This window comes from Ruminococcus sp. RTP21484sp1_RTP21281st1_A8_RTP21281_210402 (assembly GCF_040914025.1).
In the GTDB taxonomy this organism is placed as follows: Bacteria; Bacillota; Clostridia; order Lachnospirales; family Lachnospiraceae; genus Blautia_A; species Blautia_A faecis.
Map to the genome: position 1 here is coordinate 1 of NZ_JBCPGE010000022.1, position 19,021 is coordinate 19,021.

Genomic DNA, 19,021 nt, shown 5'->3' on the forward strand with positions numbered 1-19,021 from the left:
CACGAAACAAAATCAAAAGACTTAGATATAGACTATACTCCGCCAAAACCAAAGAAGCCCCGCATTCCACCAATGAATCATCCCTGGCGTCGCCAACAGTTTGGAAAGTTTGTCAAACAGCAAGAACACCACCAGAATGATCAAGATACAAAAATTGCCTGAGGAATGAAACGAATCAATTTAACAAGCCCCAGCAAAAAGCCGGGGCTAATACTTCAATTATTTTAGGACATTTTCAAAAACGCTTGACATCAGAATGTATCAGGCCTCTATATCCTCAATATCCTCTCCATCCGGTACCGGCCAGATATTGATACAGTTTGGGGTCTCGATCTTACGTGGTTTGCCCTTCATCATAATGATGTTCTTCTCGTAGTCAACCTTGAAGGTTGTAATGCTGTTGCTGGAGTGGTTGGCAACGGCAATGTGCTGATTATCCGGGAAAATAACAAGGTCTTTCGGATAATCACCACTTACAGGAAGAACAAATTTACGATCCAGAAGACCAGTCTCACCATCTACCTCAAACATACCTACTGTATTCTCACCTGCTGTAGTGCAGAATAAATGCTTGCCATCCGGTGCAAGAGCAAGACCTGATGCGGCATTATGAGATACGCTTCCGTCTTCCTTCTTCGCAAGGGTGGAAACACTTTGAAGCAGCTCAAACTCCGGAGTATCACCCTCTCCATTGTAGCTGTACACTTTAATCTCATTGCTCAGCTCAAACAGAACATATGCATAACGTCCATCTGCGCTGAAACGGATAATACGCGGTCCGCTCTCTCTCGGGCAGCGGACAATATCAACAAGCTCCAGCTTATCTGTGCGCTTATTGATCCGGTAAACCTTGATCTGGTCAATTCCATTATCTACTGCGCAGAGATATTTATTATCCGGAGTAGGACGTACACAGTTTACGTGAGGACGGAAGTTACGCTCTGCAACACTTCCAAGACCAGTGTGGAAAACACCGTCCATAACACTTCCAAGACGTCCATCCTTATGAGTGTGTACAACGGTTACCTTTCCATCGTGATAACCTGCTACGTAAAGATATTTGCCATCTACGTCTGTAGCAAGGAAACAACCTCTCATGCCATCAATATCCACGCTGTTGATACGTGCCAAATCGCCATTATGATCACGCTTGAATACCGCAACGCCCTCATCCTCGATAGAATAAAGGTATTTTCCATTCTTGGATACCGCAGTATAAGACGCATTACTTACTTCCACTTCACTTCTCTCTGTGAGAGTACCTTCTTCCAGGTTCACGTCATAAACCTGAATTCCCTTGCTGGTTCCGTGAGTATAGGTTCCTACATAAGCCACATATTTCTTACCCATTTGTCTAGCCTCCTACAGTCTCTTTCTGGAAACCGTCCGTTCACGCTGTTCTTCCGATCTTTTTTACAGCGTAGCGGGTCACTGTGCAGCTCTGAATATTACTGCATTCTCTATATCAGTAAATCCTCTGCCACGGTTCATTTATTACAGCCGCATTTTATTACAGCAACTCGTATTCTGGTTTCTTTTATGTAATTGTGTCTAAATTATACCACACACATTTTCAAAGAACAAGCTTTACTGCATCCAGAGTTTCCATAATAATTTCATCTGTATGAGCCGCTGACAGGAACATGGCTTCAAACTGGGACGGAGCCATATGAATTCCCATATTCAGCATTTTTTTGAAATATTCTGCAAATGCCACTGTGTCAGAAGATTTTGCAGAAACATAATCTACAACAGGCTGTCCCGTAAAGAACAGGCTTCCAAGAGAGCCCACATAATTCATCTGGTAATTCAGACCTTTTTCTTTCACGATTTTTCCCATTCCACCGTAGAGAAGCTCTCCCTTTTTCTCCAGTTCCGTGTAAATTTCCTGATGGTCATACAAATATTTCAGCTGGGTAAGCCCGGCAGCCATAGCTACCGGATTTCCGCTTAAAGTACCTGCCTGATATACTTTTCCTGCCGGAGCAACCAATTCCATCACATCTCTTCTTCCGCCATATGCACCTACCGGCATTCCGGCACCAATGATTTTTCCATAAGTAACCAGATCCGGTGTTACACCAAAATACTGTGCTGCGCCGCCAAATGCAAGTCGGAATCCGGTGATCACCTCATCAAAAATAAGAAGGGCATGGTATTGGTCGCAAAGAGCGCGAAGTCCCTGCAGAAATCCTTCCCTTGGCGGAACTACACCCATGTTGGCTCCAACTGCTTCCACGATCACTGCTGCCACCTGGCCATCTGCCTGCTGAAAAAGAGTCTCCACACTGCCAAGATCGTTGTAAGCTGCCAGCATAGTATCCTCTGTACAGCCTTTTGGAACACCGGCACTGTCCGGCACACCACTTGTCATCACACCGGAACCTGCGCTTACCAGCATGGCATCACTGTGTCCATGATAGCAGCCTGCAAATTTGATGATCTTATTTTTCCCCGTATAACCTCTTGCAACACGGATTGCACTCATAACAGCTTCTGTACCAGAATTGACCATTCGGATCATATCCACATGCGGGATTCTGTCACAGATAAATTCAGCCATTTTCACTTCGATCTCTGTAGCGCATCCAAAGCTCAGACCTTTTTCACAGGCCTTCAGAACACTTTCCCGTATTGCAGGAAAATTGTGTCCCAGGATCATTGGTCCCCAGGAATCTATGTAATCAATATAGCGGTTGCCATCTACATCATAAATATAGCAGCCTTCTGCACGTTCAATAAATCTCGGTGCTTCTCCAATAGCGCCATATGCACGCACCGGACTGTTTACACCGCCAGGGATTCTTTTTACCGCTCTCTCAAAAAGCTTCTCAGACTTTGTCATTATCCGATTCTCCCTTCCTCCATCATTTTTGCAATTTCTTCTGCAAAATAAGTGATATAAATCTGGGCACCTGCACGATAAGCTCCCACAGCCATTTCTCCAATGATCCGCTCTTCGTCGATCCAGCCCATCTTTGCCGCCGCCTTCACCATGGCATACTCACCACTTACACTATAGGCAGCTACCGGAACATTCACAGCCTTGGAGATCTCAGATACCATATCAAGATAAGACATGGCAGGCTTCACCATAATAATATCAGCGCCTTCTTCAATATCCATAAGAGCTTCTTTCATTCCCTCTCTTCTATTGTGGAAATCCATCTGATAGCTCTTGCGGTCTCCAAAAGCAGGAGCACTTCCGGCTGCATCACGGAACGGGCCATAGAACGCAGAAGCGTATTTCACCGCATAAGACATGATTGGAATATTGGTATAACCGCCCAGATCCAGTTCTTTACGGATGGCAGCTACACGTCCGTCCATCATATCGGAAGGCGCGATCATATCAGAGCCAGCCTGCGCATGAGACAGAGCTGTTTTTGCCAGAAGCTCCAATGTCTTATCGTTGTCAACATCATGGCCGCAAAGAACGCCGCAGTGACCGTGAGAGGTATATTCACACATACACACATCTGTCACATAATACATCTCTGGAAATCTGCTCTTTGCTTCCCGAAGTGCCTTCTGTACAATACCATCCTGAGCGTAAGCGCCGCTTCCGACTTCATCCTTATGATCCGGGATTCCAAAAAGCATAATGCTGTTTACTCCTGCTTTTTCCAACTGCTCCAGCTTATAGGGAAGACGGTCCAGGCTGTAACGGTACTGCCCTTCCATGGAAGGAATCTCTTCCTGGATTCCATTTCCTTCCATTACAAACAGCGGATAGATAAGAGAAGATTTGTCCATTCTGGTCTCTCTCACCATTTTTCGCAAATTTGCACTGCCCCTTAATCTTCTAGGTCTCTTAATCAGTTCCATTTTTCTTCACTCCTCTTCAGTGTCTCAACCAGTTCGATCAGACTGTCGATGGTTGCTTTTTCTGACATATATGTCTGCATTCCATAAGAATCCGCCGCTGCACGAGTCTGTTTCCCAATACATGCAGCACGAACCCTGGAATAATCAAGTCCTTTGGTACTCTCCACAAAGCCTTTCACTGTGGAAGCACTGGTAAATACAGCCAGGTCAATGGTGCCCTCTTCAAATTCTTTCTTCTCATTAATAAGAGGACTGCTTACATATCCGGTCTCATAAGTCGGAACATCATCCACCTGTGCACCTGTTTTTTTCAGTTCTTCTGCCAGCTCCCTGTTTCCAAGGGAGGCTCTTGGAATCAGAATCTTTTCTGTTCCATTTAAAAGAGCGCCAAGTTCTTTTCCAAGGGTATTTCCATCATAAACAGAAGGCATGAAATCCGGATAGATTCCTCTTTCCAGAAACTTCTTCTTTGTGCCCTCACCGATCACCGCGATTTTTGCATTTCCAAGAGAACGCAGGTCGATCTTCTTTTTCTCCATTTGCCTGAAGAAAACTTCCACGCCTGCAGGACTTGTAAATACCAGCCAGTCATAGCTGCGGATATGAGAAAAGGCCTGGTACAGTCTGCTCTGATCCTCCAGAGGGATAATACTGATGGATGGAAGTTCCAGTACTTCTGCACCTTTCTCCCGAAGAAGGGCCGCAGTTCTGGAAATATTCTCCTTTGGCCGGGTGACAAGGATCTTCCAGCCTGCCAGAGGTAATTTCTCATACCAGGCAAAATCATCTGCCAGAGTGCAGACCTTTCCTACCACAATAATGGCCGGTGTCTGGATCTTCGCCTGGTCAGCCGCGGCTTTCAGGGTACCAACAGTAGCCACCACTCGTTTCTGACCTGCTGTGGTTCCTTTGGACAAAACAGCGGCAGGCATATCCGGTTCCATACCAGCTTTCATAAGACCATTGCAGATATCCTCCATGGCAGTGATTCCCATAAGAAAAACAAGAGTTCCCTTTGTATGCACCAGTGCCCCAAAATCAATGTCGTACTCCATACCCTTGCGTTTATGTCCGGTGATAACATGGACAGAGGAACAGAAATCCCGATGTGTCACAGGAATCCCATTGTATGCAGGTACGGAAATCGGGGATGTCACACCAGGAACTATTTCATAAGGAATGCCCTCCTTTGTAAGAAGCTCCAGCTCCTCTCCTCCTCGTCCAAAGAGAAAAGGATCGCCGCCTTTCAGGCGTACTACCTTGTTGCCCTTTTTTGCCTCTTCAGCAAGAACCTGATTGATCTTCTCCTGGGACATGGTATGGTGGCCGGCACGTTTTCCCACGTTGATCAATTTTGCAGAAGCAGGAATTCTGGTCAGGATTCCCTGTCCTACCAGGCTGTCATAAACAACCACATCTGCCTGTTCCAGCACCTGGGCACCTTTCATTGTAAAAAGTCCCACATCTCCAGGACCGGCTCCCACTAGCCAGACTTTTCCCGGTTCTTTTTTGTTGTCTTCCTGCAAGCCAGACTCTTTGTATTCCACTTTGCAGCGCTCCTGCAGTTCTTTTGCAAGAGAAGTTCCCAGTTCTTCTGCATCTGAAGGATTTCCTGTTTTATATCCTTTCAGGTAATGTCCGGTTTCTTCCTCGTAATAAAGGCCGGTAAGTTTCAACTGACCATCTTTGATTTCTCCATAGGCTGCCACAGGAGAAGTACAGCCTCCGTTTAAATATTTCACAAAGGCACGCTCCGCTGCTGCCGCCTGGTGTGCCTGCAGATCGTCATATCCTTCCAGATATTCATAATCCAGCCCTTTTCTTCCCTGGACAGCCAGGATTCCCTGACCTGCTGCCGGAACCATTTCTTCTGTATCAAAATACCGGCTGATTCTTTTTTCAAGTCCCAGACGCTTCAACCCTGCGGCTGCAAGAACTAACCCAGCATAATCTCCGTTATCCAGCTTCTCCAGTCTTGTCTGAAGATTTCCACGAATGCTTTTCACATTCATATCCGGATAAATTTCTTTCAGCTGCAGTTTTCTTCGAAGACTGGAACATCCGATGGGTTTGGATGGATCCAAAGTATAGCAGCCTTCTGGAAGAACCAGTACATCCCTTGCATCTTCACGTCTGGAAAAAGCAAGTATGGGAAGTTCCTCTGAGATTTCCATTGGCATATCTTTCAGACTATGAACCGACAACTGGCTTCTTCCTTCCAGAAGCGCCCGGTCCAGTTCTTTTACAAACAGACCTTTTCCTCCGATTTTATCAAGCGTACGGTCCAGAATTTTGTCACCTGTGGTCTTCATGGTAAGAATTTCCACATCTGTTTCCGGGTGCTTGCAGACAATATAGTCCCTCACCATCTGGCTTTGCAGTACGGCAAGCTTGCTTTCCCTGCTTCCGATCACAACTTTTTTATTCATAACTATCCTCATCTTTTTCCAGTTCTTCCAGAAGTGCCTGCATTTTTTCTCTTACTGCCTTAGCCTTTTTGTGATTGACACCGCTGGCCGTGATTCCCACTACAATATCATCCTTCAGACAAATTCCGGGAAAGTAAAAATCGCACAAATTCTTATCACTTGCAACATTTACATAAATTCCCTCTTCTTTACAGATACGGTAAATTTCCTCATTTAACTCACTGTTATTCGTAACAGCCAGCACCATATAAGCCATAGAGAAATCTGATTTTTTCACAGGGCGGGGCTGGATCTGAATTTTTCCCAGCTTGCCCAGTTCCCAGAGATCTGCTGTCATCTTCGGTGCGATTACTGTAATATTCCTGGTAAATAATAATAATGCTTTCACTCTTCTTGTAGCAATGGTTCCCCCACCCACTACCACAATATTCTTATCCGATAAATCCACATACAGTGGAAAATAACGCTTATTTTTCATATGTTTTCTCCAGTCCTGCTACACATTCCAGAAATGCCTGTTCATTCATGCTGTCCCTGAGTCCAAACAACATTTTGTTTACAACCTTTTCCATTGCACGGTCCACTGCACTCAACAGCTGCTCTTTTTCCTGCTCTTCCATATGAGTGTTTTTCAGAGGCTTCATAATTCTTAAATTAAAATCATTTACTGCATTTTCTTTAATTTCCTGTATACGCGGGATCAGATTTTTCCCTTCCAGCCATTTAAAAAATTCATCCATCTGCTCACGGACGATTTTTCCAGCTGCCTCCAGATGTTCCTGAAGCTCGGCAGGCTTCTCATCCGTTTTGAAGCTGTCCATATCATATAAAGTCACACCTTCAAACCTGCCCACCTCCGGTTCAATATCTCTTGGAACCGCCAGGTCAATAAGTACAATGGTTTTCTCCAGTTCCAGATCCTCAAACAGCTCTTCGCGCAAAGTGAAGTTTGGACTTGCCGTGGCGCTTACCACAAGATCGCATTTTGGCAGATATTCCATTCGTTCTCCATAATTAATTCTTTTACAGCCAAAAGGAATGCTTACCATACCACTTCGGTACTGGCGGACTGTTACTGTTACATCTGCTCCGCTCTCCATTAGGGTCTGAGCTGCCACCTTTCCCATCTCACCGTTTCCGATCACCATACAGACCTTTTCTTTTACTGAATAGCCTTGTTTTTCCAGCATTTGTATAGCCTGATGGATCACAGATGGATTTCCATGGGAAAATGGGACTTCTGTTTTGATCTTCTTGCCTGCTGTCACGGCCATTCGAAAAAGTACCTCAAGAGCTCCGTCTGTGGTAAAATGTTCTCTGGCAATTCCAAGGGCGTCCTTTACCTGCGTCAGGATCTGGTCTTCACCCAAAATCTGGGATTTCAGCCCTGATGCAAGATAAAACAGATGTTCTACAGCGTCATGACCTTCCCGTTTTATAAAATACTTCTCGTATTCTCTGTTCTGTATTTTTTTTAATCTGCAAAGCTCTTCATATAAAGAAATCTCAGTTTCCTCATCAACGCTTGCCCAGACTTCCAGGCGGTTGCATGTGGACAGGATAATGCAGCCGTTGATTCCAGGCTGCTCTTTTATTTTCTCCATTGCCTCTCCTGCATTTTTTCTGGTAAATGCAAATAAGGCTCTTATATCTATGGGAGCCATACTATGGTCGATTCCAATCATGGAAATACTCATCTTATGTAATTCTCCTTAAAAACATTTTGCTTTGGCGTTTTGTGTTTCTATCTTTTTTCCGCCACCGCTAATTTTACTAATTTGCAGGGAGATTGTCAATAAAACAACAATGAAAAACTTCCAGGCGGTTCGATTATGGGCTACTTATCCGTCTGGAAGTTTTCTTATATTCTTCTTATCTTTTCATTCCCTATGAGTGCCTCTAACCACCTGAATGCCTCTGTCTTCCAGCATTTCACAGATACGGGTTATTCTTGGGCACTCTTTTTTGCCGTCGATCAGACAACATACACCAACATGCATAACTTTTATGTCTTCACTGACCAGCCTGTCAATTTTTTCCAGAATTCCTTTGTCATCATCTGGTTCTGCAGGATTCATACTTTTACATCCATTGCATGTCATCATTGCTGCCAAACAGGTATCCTGGGAATATTCCTTAAAAAAGGCCTCCCGTTCCATAAAAGCCTTCAGACATCCCACCCTGGCACAGACATCGTTGGAATGAAGACAGGTCAAAGTTCCGATCTTTGTCATTTTTCTCACCTTTTAACTCTTGTGCCTGTTTATTTTATAAGAACAAAATATGCATTTTCCCCTGACTGTCATAGACAACTTCTGATTCCACCTTATAAATCCGTCGGATCAGCTCCGGTGTCAAAACTTCCCCAGGAGTACCCTCCCCCTCCAGAACACCGTCTTTTAAAACATAAATCCGGTCGCAGTATGCAGCTGCAATGTTCAGATCATGAATTGCAGAGATCACGGTAACATCCAGATTCTTTACCAGCTTCATCAGCATGATCTGATGAGTGATATCAAGATGATTGGTAGGCTCATCCAGGATCAGGGCAGGCGTCTGCTGTGCAAGAGCTCTTGCAAGAATCACGCGTTGCTGCTCGCCTCCTGATAAAGTGGAAAAGCTGCGGTCTGCAAATTTGTCCATCTGAACGGTTTTCAGCGCTTCCTCTACGATCCGGTAGTCATCTGCATTGTCTCTTTCCAGAGTTTTTTTATGAGGCGCACGCCCCATCAAAACTACTTCTCTTGCGCTGAAATCAAAATTATAGTAATTGTGCTGGGCTACCACCGCCATTTTCTTTGCGGAGCTTTTTGCATTCATAGCATAAAGTTCTTCCCCATCAAGATATACAGCTCCGGAATCTGCCTTTAATACACGGTAAATACATTTCAGCAAAGTGGACTTTCCACTTCCGTTAGGTCCAATGATTCCCACCAATTCCTTATCTCTGGTTTCAATGGAAATTCCCTTAAGGATTTCTTTTGCCTGAAAATTTACCCGGATATTTTCTGTGGTTATTTTCATCCCTTTTTCCCTCCGAAACCATAAGATTTGCGAACCAGTAAATAGATAAAACAAGGCGCTCCAATAATGGAAACCAGAACACCGATAGGCATTTCTGAGTTTTTCAGGATCACACGGCACGCCACATCACACCAGATCAGAAAGGAACTTCCAAGCAGAGCACTAAGGGGAATCAGGCGGCAGTGATCTGTTCCAAACAAGATTCTTACCACATGAGGAATCACCAGACCTACAAAACCGATCACTCCGGCACAATACACGGCAAATCCTACCATCACAGAAGAAAGAATCAGATATGCAGTCCGAAATCTGTGCAGATCTGTTCCCAGGGTAATAGATACTTCATCGCCCAACAGCATCAGATTCAAATTCCTGTACTGCGTCCAGAAAAGCACTACACACACCAGCGTCACAGGAAGCATCACACTTACCCTTGACCAGTTGGCCCCGGCAAGACTTCCCATGGTCCATTTCATAACCTCTGTGGCACCATTTTTGTCATTTGTTATGTAGATCACAAAATTGGAAAAAGCAGAACAGACTGCGCTGATTGCCATTCCTGCAAGAATCAGCTTCGCCGATGTTGCTTTGCCTCCCATATTGGCAATTGCAATAACCGCAAAGGATGTGAGCATGGCTCCTATAAATGCGCAAAGCCCTACGGAGTTTCCTCCAAGGAAGCTGCCGATTCCAAGCATGATCGCCAGAGTTGCCCCGAAAGAAGCACCAGAAGAAATTCCAAGTACATAAGGATCTGCCAAAGGATTCTGCACAATTGCCTGCATGACCACGCCACACACAGAAAGAGCCATACCTACCGCCAGTGCTAGAAGAACCCTTGGAAGCCGGATCAGCCATACAACATCATGAATGGCCCCCTCAGAGTAGGAGGCCATACTTTTTATGTGGAATATTTTGTACAGAATCACGCTGTATACATCTTTCAATGACAGATCTGCATTTCCAAATGTAACAGCTGCCAGAATGGAAAAAAACAGAAATGCGGCAAGTCCCACAAGAGCTGTTGCATAGATAGATGAACGAAAAATTTTCTCTTTTTTCACTGTTTTTTCCTCAATATATCCATTCCACAATCCAATTAATCAATTGCAACATCTGGATATAATCCCTTAGCAAATGTTTCCACTCCGTCCTGGGTACGGGTTGCACTTGCGTACATTTCGCTGAGCATAATTGGATATACACGGCCATTCTTTACTGCGTCAAGGCTCTGGAGGGCTTCATCATCCTGGATCACGGCCATCTGGCTTTCCAGAACACTCTGTGGATCGTCACCTGCATATGGCATGTATACCACAAAGATCACATCCGGGTTTGCTGCAATAATGTCCTCTTTTCCAACGGTAGAAGCATCTGGATTTGCAAGAGTTGCACCTAACTTGGTTACCATATCTCCTCCGAGACTGCTTGCGCCATAGTTTGTAATGTCCTCACCAAGTGGCTCAAGAACCATTACTGTAGGTTTCTCTTCTACATCTTTTGTTGCCTCAAGTGTGTTGTCAATTACAGCTTTGATATCGTCAACAATTGCTTCTGCCTTATCCTGTACGTCAAAAATCTTACCAAGGTTCAGAATATCTGTATATTCATTTTCCAGTGTTCTCTCACCGCCTGGACGGGTATTAGAGTTATAATAAGTGTTGCAGCCTTTATCGATCCAGTTGGTTACATTTCCAAGGTTCTTATCAGAAAACAGGGAACTCCAGGAAAGGATCATATCTGGCTCCAGCATAGTGACAGTTTCAAGGGATGGGGTAAATTCATCAAGATAATTTGTTTTAGAAAATGCTTCTTTCAGATCATCCGGAACTTCGTTGTCAAGACCTGCAGTTGCAACAAGGCGGTCCTCAAGTCCAAGTGCCAGCATTGTCTCAATGCTGCCCTGATATACTGCGATAACCTTTTCCGGTGCTTTTTCATAGATGGTTTCGATCTCGTTTCCATCGTAATCATAGGTAGTGATGGTTAAAGGATACTCGGTTCTGGTCTCACCCTCAGAAGCATCCTCTTCCTCGGAAGCATCTGCAGTCTCTTCAGTCGGCTGGTTATCCTCTTTGATGGTCTCAGAGTCTGCACGCTCTGCTGCATATACTGCAGGCGCTGCGGACATGGTCATAGCAGCAACCATCATCATAGCCATGATTCTTGTAGTTAAAACTTTGTTTTTCATTTCTTTTCCTCTCTTTTCGTTTGTTTTCGTAACCGAAAAGATGGGGCTTCAAAAAGCGTCACTGCTACCCGTGACTTAAAAGGCACTTTTTACGGAAGCTCCTCTTCTTACCTTCGTCAAGCAGGTTTCCTGACTCGCAGGTAGTAACAGCATGGCTTCCCTTCTCACGCATATACGCAATGGTTTTCATAAGCCAGCCTTCCTGTATACAGTGGCCGCAACCGTTCAGGCGTTGCACCTGATTCCCTCTCACAGCGAAATCGCCGTTCACTTAACTGGTATTCAATTACTTCAACAGTCTAGCATATCTCTTCTTTAAAAACAACAATATTATTACCAATTTGCAAATTTTTTGGTCAATTATCTGGCAGTTTTTATATGCTCTACAAACAGCCTCCGAATGCTTTCGTATTCGCCAAGACCCTTCAAAACAGTTTCTACTTTATAGCCTTTCGCTCCGATCACATTTTTCCAGGAATCCGCTTCCTCCCCTGCCATATCATTCTTGGCATGGTCACCTGCCACGATCATAAATGGTGCGATCACAACTTTCTTGGCATCGCTTTTCTCCAGCTGGTTCAAAGCCTGGTCAATTTCCGGATAACCCTCTACGGTTGCCACGATCACATTTTCATATCCCATATCTTTGAATCTGTAATCAAGAGCGGCATAAACCGTATTTGCATAATGCTCTGTTCCATGACCCATAAGCACAAGTGCAGTCTTCTTATCCTGAATTACAGGAAATACATCTGTAATTGTTTTTACCACATATGCATTGTCTTCTTCTGTGGTAAGCAGCGGATTGCCGAATTTCACAGACTGGAAGTGATTAGCAGCTGCAAGAACGTCTGCTTTCATAAGATCGTTCTCCACTCCATTCATTACGTGAGTTGGCTGAACGATCACCTCTTCGATTCCGTCCTGTGCCATGCGCTCCATAGCTTCTTTCACGTTATCATAATGAATGTGATCCCGTTTTTCAATCTTCGCCAGGATCATCTTGCTTGTCCAGGCACGATAAATCCTGTACTGGGGAAAAGCGGCTCCAATTGTCTCTTCAATTGCGTCAATAGTCACTTTTCTGGTATCCTCATGGCTGGTTCCAAAGCTTACCACAAGAATTGCTTTCTTGGTGAGATTACCCATTCTCTTACCTCCATAGTTTTATTTTTACACTGTAATTATAAGGTAAAAATAAATTTTTTCAACTCAATTTTTAATAGCTTTAGCGTCTTGTCCTTCCTTTTTATTTATGGTAAATTTTACCTTGGAGGTGTTACTTTTATATGAATAAAGAAAATCAGTCTAAGATCATAGAACTTGTAAGACAGACAAAGCCACTGATCTTTCAGGAAATGACACATGAAAAGGTTACAGAAAAAGGAGCTGCAGATTACGTCACAAACGTAGATGTAGCTGTGCAGAAGTATCTGAAAGAGGCGCTTGGAAATGAATTTCCGGATATCGCACTGATTGCCGAAGAGAAAGAGAACCTTGGGCTGGATCCGGATAAATCATACTGGATTCTGGATCCCATTGACGGGACTACCAATCTGATCCGGGATTATCACTTAAGTGCAGTTTCTCTTGGGCTTTATGAAAATGGGGAAATTACTTTCGGTGTAGTTTATAATCCATTTACCGAAGAACTGTTCTATGGGGCAAAAGGGGAAGGTGCTTACCTGAATAGAGCTCCTATCCAGGTTTCTAATCAGCCGGAATTCAAGGACGCGGTAGTATCCTTCGGTTCTTCTCCTTATGAGAAAAACAGGGCAAAGGAATTGTTCCCGATATTTTATAATATCTTTATGAACTGTGCTGACTTCAGACGTACTGGTTCTGCTGCTCTTGATATCTGCTATGTGGCATGCGGAAGACAGCATGCTTATCTGGAGCAGAATCTGAAGCCTTGGGACTACAGTGGGGCTTCTATTATTTTAAGGGAAGCAGGCGGCGTCATCACAGACTGGGGAAATAAGGAGCTGCCTTATCTGGCTAACTCAGATATACTGGCTTGTGTGCCACAGTTCCGGGAGATTTTGCTGAAGCTTATAAATGCGTAACAAGGCTGCAGCCTGTTCTCAAAAGCTCTAAGTTCTCATATAAACACGCTCTAGCTCGTTGTCCGCAAAATGAAAGACACCACTTCAGATTTTTATACATATAAAATCTAATAAAAATTGTTAGGTTTTATAAACGATCTGTTAAGGTGTCTTTTTTATTTAAACATATCTGCTTATATTCTTCCGCTTTTATTCTGCTGTATATTCACGCACTCTCAAGGGAATACCTAGCTTCTCTGCCACCTTGCGGCTTTTCTCAACATTTTCCTCGCCAATGCAGTCTACGACCGTAAATTTTACATTTTCTGTATACTGTTTGCAATCTTCTGCAAATTTCAACATGGCATCAAATGCTTTTTCTCCATAGGCCGGACGCACTACTTCATTGTAGGACTTTGCGTCTGGCATGTTCAGACTGATAGAAACAATGTCTACAGCCTGACAGACTTCCCTGGCTATAGAACGCTTATTGATCAAGTCACCAAGTCCATTTGTATTCAGACGTAACCTGATTCCCGGACAGAGCTTGCCATCTCGGTCTGAATGTGCAGGATATTTACTTCTTACATATTTGCTGACTGCGATCAGCTTATCTAATGCCATAGTCGGCTCCCCGTACCCGCAGAAAACAGCTTCCTTGTAACCGGAAAAATCAAACGCATCAATGGCCTTGTAGATTTCTTCCATTGTAGGTTCTTTCTCAAACCATAATGTTTTCGCACTGCCTACAGAATCACCGTTGTTTCGGATGCAGAAGGTACAGTTGCAGGGACATTTATTAGTTAAATTAAAATACACTTCATGATTATAACAATAAACAATATCAGCCATTATTCACTCACTCCTCCATAATTCGTGTTACGCCTCTCGCCATTCACAGCAGCTGTTTCATTTTTCTATTTTACACAATTCCTCAAGATATTTCTCGAAGCAGACTCCGTCATTTCGGTCCGTGCCCTCCTGTACAGTTTCCGCGATTGCTTTGGAAAGGAATTTTACTGCCAGCTCTACACAAGTCATCATAGACATTCTCTTCACTAACCCTGCACTGAGTACAGAGGCAAACAGATCACCGGTTCCCGAATAGCTGCCCCCGGTCTTTGGGGCAAAACACCAGTAGACCTGACCATTTTCCACCACCAGATTTCCCATCTGCATAGAGTTCTTCTCATTCCTATCTGAAATTAGCGCAGGTGCTGCTTTCTGCTCTTTCACATATTCGATTCCCGTAATTACAGCTGCCTGTAAACAATATTCATTTGCCAGCTTCTCGCCGATTTTTTCAATCTGCTCCAGACGTTTCTCCCCATCCAGTTCCAAAAGCCCGGTGTATCTTTTTTCCATCTCTTCTTTCCCATACAAAAGAAGCAATGCTTCTGTCAGATTAGGGGTGATCACCTGTGCGCTTCTCACCAGCTGGACCATCCGTTCCCGCAAACCTTCTGTATAAATCCCATAAGCACCGCCATTATCTCCCATAACCGGATCCACCAGCACCACGGTCTTCTCTTTCCGGAATCTTCTGAGAAAATCCAGGATCTTATCTGCCTGCTCCTCGTCAGCCAGAAATCCTGTATAAATTCCATCCGGGGAAAATCCCCGTTTCTCCCATTCATCCATGATCTGTTCCATGTGCTCTGTATAATTGTCACAGTAATAGGAAGGATAACCGGTCTGGTTGCTGAGTACTGCTGTTGGCAGCGGTACAGCCTGCACGCCCATCACCGAGATCACCGGAATTGCCGCTGTCAGGGAACATTTTCCAAGCCCTGACAAATCCTGAATTACCGCTATTTTTTTCAAATATATCACTCCTGATTTTTATTGTAAATTTTTCGTTTATATTATAAAATATCATCTAAGTGTATGTACAGAAATATCCAAATTCAACTTTTTTAGAAGGGACAGTTTTATGTTAGACATTGAAAAGAATCAAACCCGCACTACGCATCTTTATATGGAAGTTTACGAATACTACCGGAAACTGATCCTGGATGGAAAAATGACACCCGGAAGCAAAATGCCTTCTCTCCGCAAGTGTTCCCAGGAGCTGAAGCTTTCCCGCACTACTATTGAAACTGCCTATCTTCAGCTTGCCGCAGACGGCTACATTATGGCAAAAGCCCAAAGCGGCTATTATGTCACAGAGATTGCCTCCCACCAGCATAAAAACAACCAGCCGGGTACTCATAAAGAAACTCATTACCGCTATGACCTGGCATCTTCAGGTGTAGATAAAGAAAGCTTTCGTTTTGACCTGTGGAGCCGTTACATGAAAAGCGCCCTCCGGCAGAATGAACGCATGCTGACCTACGGCGAACCCCAGGGGGAAGCGGATTTCCGGGAAACTTTGTCAGATTACATCCGTGAGAGGCGGAACATTCTTTGTTCACCGGATGATATTGTAGTAGGCGCCAGTTTCCAAAGCCTGCTGCAGATTCTCTGTCCTCTTATTCATGAAGTATGTCCGGAATTTCACTGGGTATCCTTTCCAACCCCTTCTTTCGTTCACGGAAGCACAGTTTTCGGGGACTATGGATATGAGATCTGTTACCGTGACAAAGACTGTGATGTGGTCTATGTTTCTCCTGCACACATGACAAAGTGGGGCGAAATCATGCCGGTAAAGCGCCGTCTGGAGCTTTTGAAATATGCAAATGAGCGCCATCATCTGGTAATCGAAGATGATTTCGAAAACGAATTTGTCTATTTCCAGAAGCCTACCCCCTCCCTTTTCGGACTTTCCGGAGGACAGGGCGTAGTTTACATTGGTTCATTTTCCAGATTGCTGCTGCCTTCTATCCGTATCAGCTTTATGATCCTGCCTCCTGAGCTTCTCAATGCTTATAAAAAGAAAGCCGGATTTTACAACCAGACTGCTTCCAAGGCAGAACAGATTGCTCTGTGTCAATTTATCCGGGACGGTCATCTTGCTGCACAGACCAGAAGGCTGAAACGACTTTATTCTTCCAAATTAAAACAGCTTCGCAGCTCAGTCCGTCAGGTATTTGGCACTGGCTGTCAGATTCAGGTGGGCGCAGCCGGTACCAGTCTGGCTCTTACTTTGCCTTATGAAAAAAGCGGGGATGAATTAAAAAAACAGGCTTCTGAAAAAAGCCTGCATTTACAAATTTTAAAAGAAAGTGAAAAAGATGTGACGGTACTTATGTCCTGCTCTTCCATGCCAGTACAGGATTTCATCCCGGCCTGTGAACTGCTGAAGTCTGTAGTTTTTGACTAAACAGACAGCGTATACTTTGCCATTTACCATAGACAGAGTATACGCCGTTTTTTTATCCCCGGTTGTTGTCAATCATATACAGCAAGGCATTACAGATGCACGCTGCGATATTTGATCCACCCTTACGCCCGCGGGCTACAATGTACGGTACCTCTGTATGCATGATCAGTTCCTTGGACTGCACCACATTCACAAACCCCACAGGCACACCGATGATTAACTCCGGATCCAGCTTTTTCTCCTCGATCAGCTCATAAAGGCGAACCAGTGCTGTAGGTGCATTTCCAATGGCAAAGATCAGTTTTTTATCCAACCCGGCCGCCTTGTCCATGCTGGCTGTGGCACGGGTGGAACCATTTTCTTTCGCAATCTTCGCCACATCCTCATCTGACATAAAACAGTAAACCTCACCGCCATACCTTGCAAGGGCACGTTTATTGATTCCTGCTTTTGCCATCTGGGTATCGGTTACAATACAGGCGCCATCTTTAATTGCCTGAATCGCTTTTTCCACTGCGTTTTCGGAAAAGCAAAGATTTTTCGCGTAATCAAAATCAGCGCTTGTATGAATACATCTCTTTACCACCAGCTCTGTTCCCGGGATCAGAGGGGTATCACCAAGCTCCTCTGTGATGATCTCAAAGCTTCTTTTCTCTATGTCCATTGGTTTTACATTTTCCAGTTCTACCTTCATATTTATACCCCCTCTTCCAGGATTTCATATATTTTCTTCATATCCAGATGTTTCCGGAGCTCTGCTGCCAGAATATCATACTGGGTTTCCTTAAATGCCTGAAAATCCATTCCAGTCATTCCGGATACGTCCAGCCCTTTCTTTTCTCCAATGATCTGTACAACTGCCTCAGCTACTGCCTCTTTATCGAAAACACCATGGACATAAGTTCCGCACACATTGTCAAGATAAGCACCATCCGCCTTTCTCTCTCCGGTTACGCTATCCTGAATATTTGTAGATGGCTTTGCATCTCCCTTCAGGGCAGTCTCACCCATATGGATCTCATATCCTTCCAGAGCAGTATCACTAAGCTTTGCAAACGCACCAGTCAGCTGGCTAAAGGAGCCTTCCACTCTGGTTCTGGTCTTTTTCCTGGCAAAAACGGTATCCATTGGAAGAAGGCCCATACCTTTGATCGTTCCGCCAGCTTCCACTCCATGAGGATCGCTTAAAGTCTCGCCCATCATCTGATAGCCGCCGCAGATTCCAAAAATCAGCTTTCCTTTCGCAGCCTCCTTCAGGATCAACGCTTCCAGGCCATTTTCTCTCATCCACAGAAGATCTTCCATTGTATTTTTGGTTCCCGGCAGAATGATCATATCCGGATTTCCAAGCTCTGATGGATTTTTTACATAGCGAAGGGAAACCCCCTGGATACTCTCCAGCGGATTAAAATCTGTGAAATTAGAAATTCTGGGCACTCGGATCACCGCAATGTCAATCATGTCTACTGTCCGATTTGTCTCAAAACGTTCCGTCAGGCTGTCCTCATCCTCCACCTGAATATTCAGATAAGGAGCTACGCCCACAACCGGAATGCCGCTTCTCTCCTCCAGCATTTCCACTCCGGGATCCAGAATGGTTTTGTCTCCACGGAATTTATTGATGATCAGGCCTTTTACCATCTCCTTCTCGTCTTCTTCCAGAAGCATGACAGTTCCGATCAGCTGGGCAAAAACACCGCCACGGTCAATATCTCCCACCAGAAGGACCGGAGCCTTTGCCATTTTCGCCATACCCATATTTACGATATCATCACTTTTCAGGTTGATTTCCGCCGGACTTCCGGCTCCTTCTATAACAATAATATCATTTTCCGCTGCAAGAGCATTGTAAGCCTTCATAATATCCGGCACCAGTTTTTTCTTATATTTGAAATAATCTCTGGCGCTCATGTTTCCCAGAACCTCACCGTTTACGATCACCTGGGAGCCTACATCGTTTGTAGGCTTTAAAAGAACAGGATTCATCAGAACAGAAGGAGCAATTCCGGCTGCTTCTGCCTGCATCACCTGGGCACGTCCCATTTCCAGACCTTCTTTTGTGATAAAAGAATTCAACGCCATATTCTGGGACTTGAAAGGTGCCACACGGTAACCGTCCTGTTTAAAAATTCTGCAAAGGCCTGCTGCCAGAAGGCTTTTTCCGGCATTGGACATTGTCCCCTGCACCATGATTGCTTTTGCCAAAATGTGTTCCTCCTTTTATAAAATCACATTTTCAACT

17 protein-coding genes and 1 riboswitch are annotated in these 19,021 nt (G+C 44.4%); of the genes, 2 read left to right on the top strand and 15 right to left on the bottom strand.

Going from position 1 to position 19,021, the window contains the following annotated elements:
* Nucleotides 1-261: 261 nt before the first annotated feature.
* The 11 genes from AB5170_RS11710 to AB5170_RS11760 form a co-directional block, all read right to left on the bottom strand.
* Entirely contained in the window at nucleotides 262-1,350 is a 1,089-nt protein-coding gene (locus tag AB5170_RS11710) for a lactonase family protein (RefSeq protein ID WP_118579985.1), read from the bottom strand.
* A 223-nt stretch (nucleotides 1,351-1,573) separates the two neighbouring features.
* A complete protein-coding gene (hemL, locus tag AB5170_RS11715; protein ID WP_173773556.1) occupies nucleotides 1,574-2,845 on the bottom strand; it encodes a glutamate-1-semialdehyde 2,1-aminomutase in 1,272 nt (423 codons plus the stop codon).
* Complete coding sequence (hemB, locus tag AB5170_RS11720; protein WP_173773557.1) at nucleotides 2,845-3,828, bottom strand: porphobilinogen synthase; 984 nt, start codon at nucleotides 3,826-3,828, stop codon at nucleotides 2,845-2,847. Before hemB ends, hemL begins: the two co-directional genes overlap by 1 nt.
* Nucleotides 3,819-6,257 carry a uroporphyrinogen-III C-methyltransferase gene (cobA, locus tag AB5170_RS11725; RefSeq protein ID WP_173773558.1) on the bottom strand — a complete coding sequence of 813 codons (2,439 nt, stop codon included), beginning with the start codon at nucleotides 6,255-6,257 and terminating at the stop codon, nucleotides 3,819-3,821. The genes hemB and cobA overlap by 10 nt, the downstream gene beginning before the upstream one ends.
* A complete protein-coding gene (locus tag AB5170_RS11730) occupies nucleotides 6,250-6,735 on the bottom strand; it encodes a bifunctional precorrin-2 dehydrogenase/sirohydrochlorin ferrochelatase (protein ID WP_148462846.1) in 486 nt (161 codons plus the stop codon). The genes cobA and AB5170_RS11730 overlap by 8 nt, the downstream gene beginning before the upstream one ends.
* Nucleotides 6,725-7,954: a glutamyl-tRNA reductase gene (hemA, locus tag AB5170_RS11735; RefSeq protein WP_173772422.1), complete on the bottom strand. Its 1,230-nt coding sequence runs from the start codon at nucleotides 7,952-7,954 to the stop codon at nucleotides 6,725-6,727. The genes AB5170_RS11730 and hemA overlap by 11 nt, the downstream gene beginning before the upstream one ends.
* A gap of 183 nt (nucleotides 7,955-8,137) precedes the next feature.
* Nucleotides 8,138-8,491, bottom strand: a complete 354-nt coding sequence (locus AB5170_RS11740; protein WP_173769685.1) for a CGGC domain-containing protein — start codon at nucleotides 8,489-8,491, stop codon at nucleotides 8,138-8,140.
* A 34-nt stretch (nucleotides 8,492-8,525) separates the two neighbouring features.
* Entirely contained in the window at nucleotides 8,526-9,281 is a 756-nt protein-coding gene (locus AB5170_RS11745; RefSeq protein WP_173769684.1) for an ABC transporter ATP-binding protein, read from the bottom strand.
* Entirely contained in the window at nucleotides 9,278-10,345 is a 1,068-nt protein-coding gene (locus AB5170_RS11750; protein WP_237963630.1) for an iron ABC transporter permease, read from the bottom strand. Before AB5170_RS11750 ends, AB5170_RS11745 begins: the two co-directional genes overlap by 4 nt.
* Nucleotides 10,346-10,380: 35 nt before the next feature.
* Nucleotides 10,381-11,472 carry an ABC transporter substrate-binding protein gene (locus tag AB5170_RS11755; protein ID WP_233456053.1) on the bottom strand — a complete coding sequence of 364 codons (1,092 nt, stop codon included), beginning with the start codon at nucleotides 11,470-11,472 and terminating at the stop codon, nucleotides 10,381-10,383.
* A gap of 101 nt (nucleotides 11,473-11,573) precedes the next feature.
* A riboswitch (cobalamin riboswitch) is annotated at nucleotides 11,574-11,762 on the bottom strand.
* 70 nt (nucleotides 11,763-11,832) lie between these two features.
* Nucleotides 11,833-12,621, bottom strand: coding sequence for a sirohydrochlorin cobaltochelatase (locus tag AB5170_RS11760; protein ID WP_173769683.1), 789 nt, complete (start codon nucleotides 12,619-12,621; stop codon nucleotides 11,833-11,835).
* A gap of 140 nt (nucleotides 12,622-12,761) precedes the next feature.
* Here AB5170_RS11760 and AB5170_RS11765 point away from each other — a divergent pair, with 140 nt between their 5' ends.
* Nucleotides 12,762-13,538 carry an inositol monophosphatase family protein gene (locus AB5170_RS11765; RefSeq protein WP_173772419.1) on the top strand — a complete coding sequence of 259 codons (777 nt, stop codon included), beginning with the start codon at nucleotides 12,762-12,764 and terminating at the stop codon, nucleotides 13,536-13,538.
* A 189-nt stretch (nucleotides 13,539-13,727) separates the two neighbouring features.
* Here AB5170_RS11765 and AB5170_RS11770 read toward each other — a convergent pair whose 3' ends face one another.
* A complete protein-coding gene (locus AB5170_RS11770) occupies nucleotides 13,728-14,369 on the bottom strand; it encodes a TIGR04100 family radical SAM protein (protein WP_173772005.1) in 642 nt (213 codons plus the stop codon).
* Between the two features lie 57 nt (nucleotides 14,370-14,426).
* Nucleotides 14,427-15,341, bottom strand: coding sequence for a pyridoxamine kinase (locus tag AB5170_RS11775; RefSeq protein WP_173772003.1), 915 nt, complete (start codon nucleotides 15,339-15,341; stop codon nucleotides 14,427-14,429).
* A 109-nt stretch (nucleotides 15,342-15,450) separates the two neighbouring features.
* Here AB5170_RS11775 and AB5170_RS11780 point away from each other — a divergent pair, with 109 nt between their 5' ends.
* Entirely contained in the window at nucleotides 15,451-16,779 is a 1,329-nt protein-coding gene (locus tag AB5170_RS11780; RefSeq protein WP_173772000.1) for a PLP-dependent aminotransferase family protein, read from the top strand.
* 52 nt (nucleotides 16,780-16,831) lie between these two features.
* Here AB5170_RS11780 and AB5170_RS11785 read toward each other — a convergent pair whose 3' ends face one another.
* Both AB5170_RS11785 and AB5170_RS11790 read right to left on the bottom strand, forming a co-directional pair.
* Nucleotides 16,832-17,473, bottom strand: a complete 642-nt coding sequence (locus AB5170_RS11785) for a precorrin-8X methylmutase (protein WP_173771998.1) — start codon at nucleotides 17,471-17,473, stop codon at nucleotides 16,832-16,834.
* 2 nt (nucleotides 17,474-17,475) lie between these two features.
* Entirely contained in the window at nucleotides 17,476-18,984 is a 1,509-nt protein-coding gene (locus tag AB5170_RS11790; RefSeq protein WP_173771996.1) for a cobyric acid synthase, read from the bottom strand.
* Between the last annotated feature and the right edge of the window lie 37 nt (nucleotides 18,985-19,021).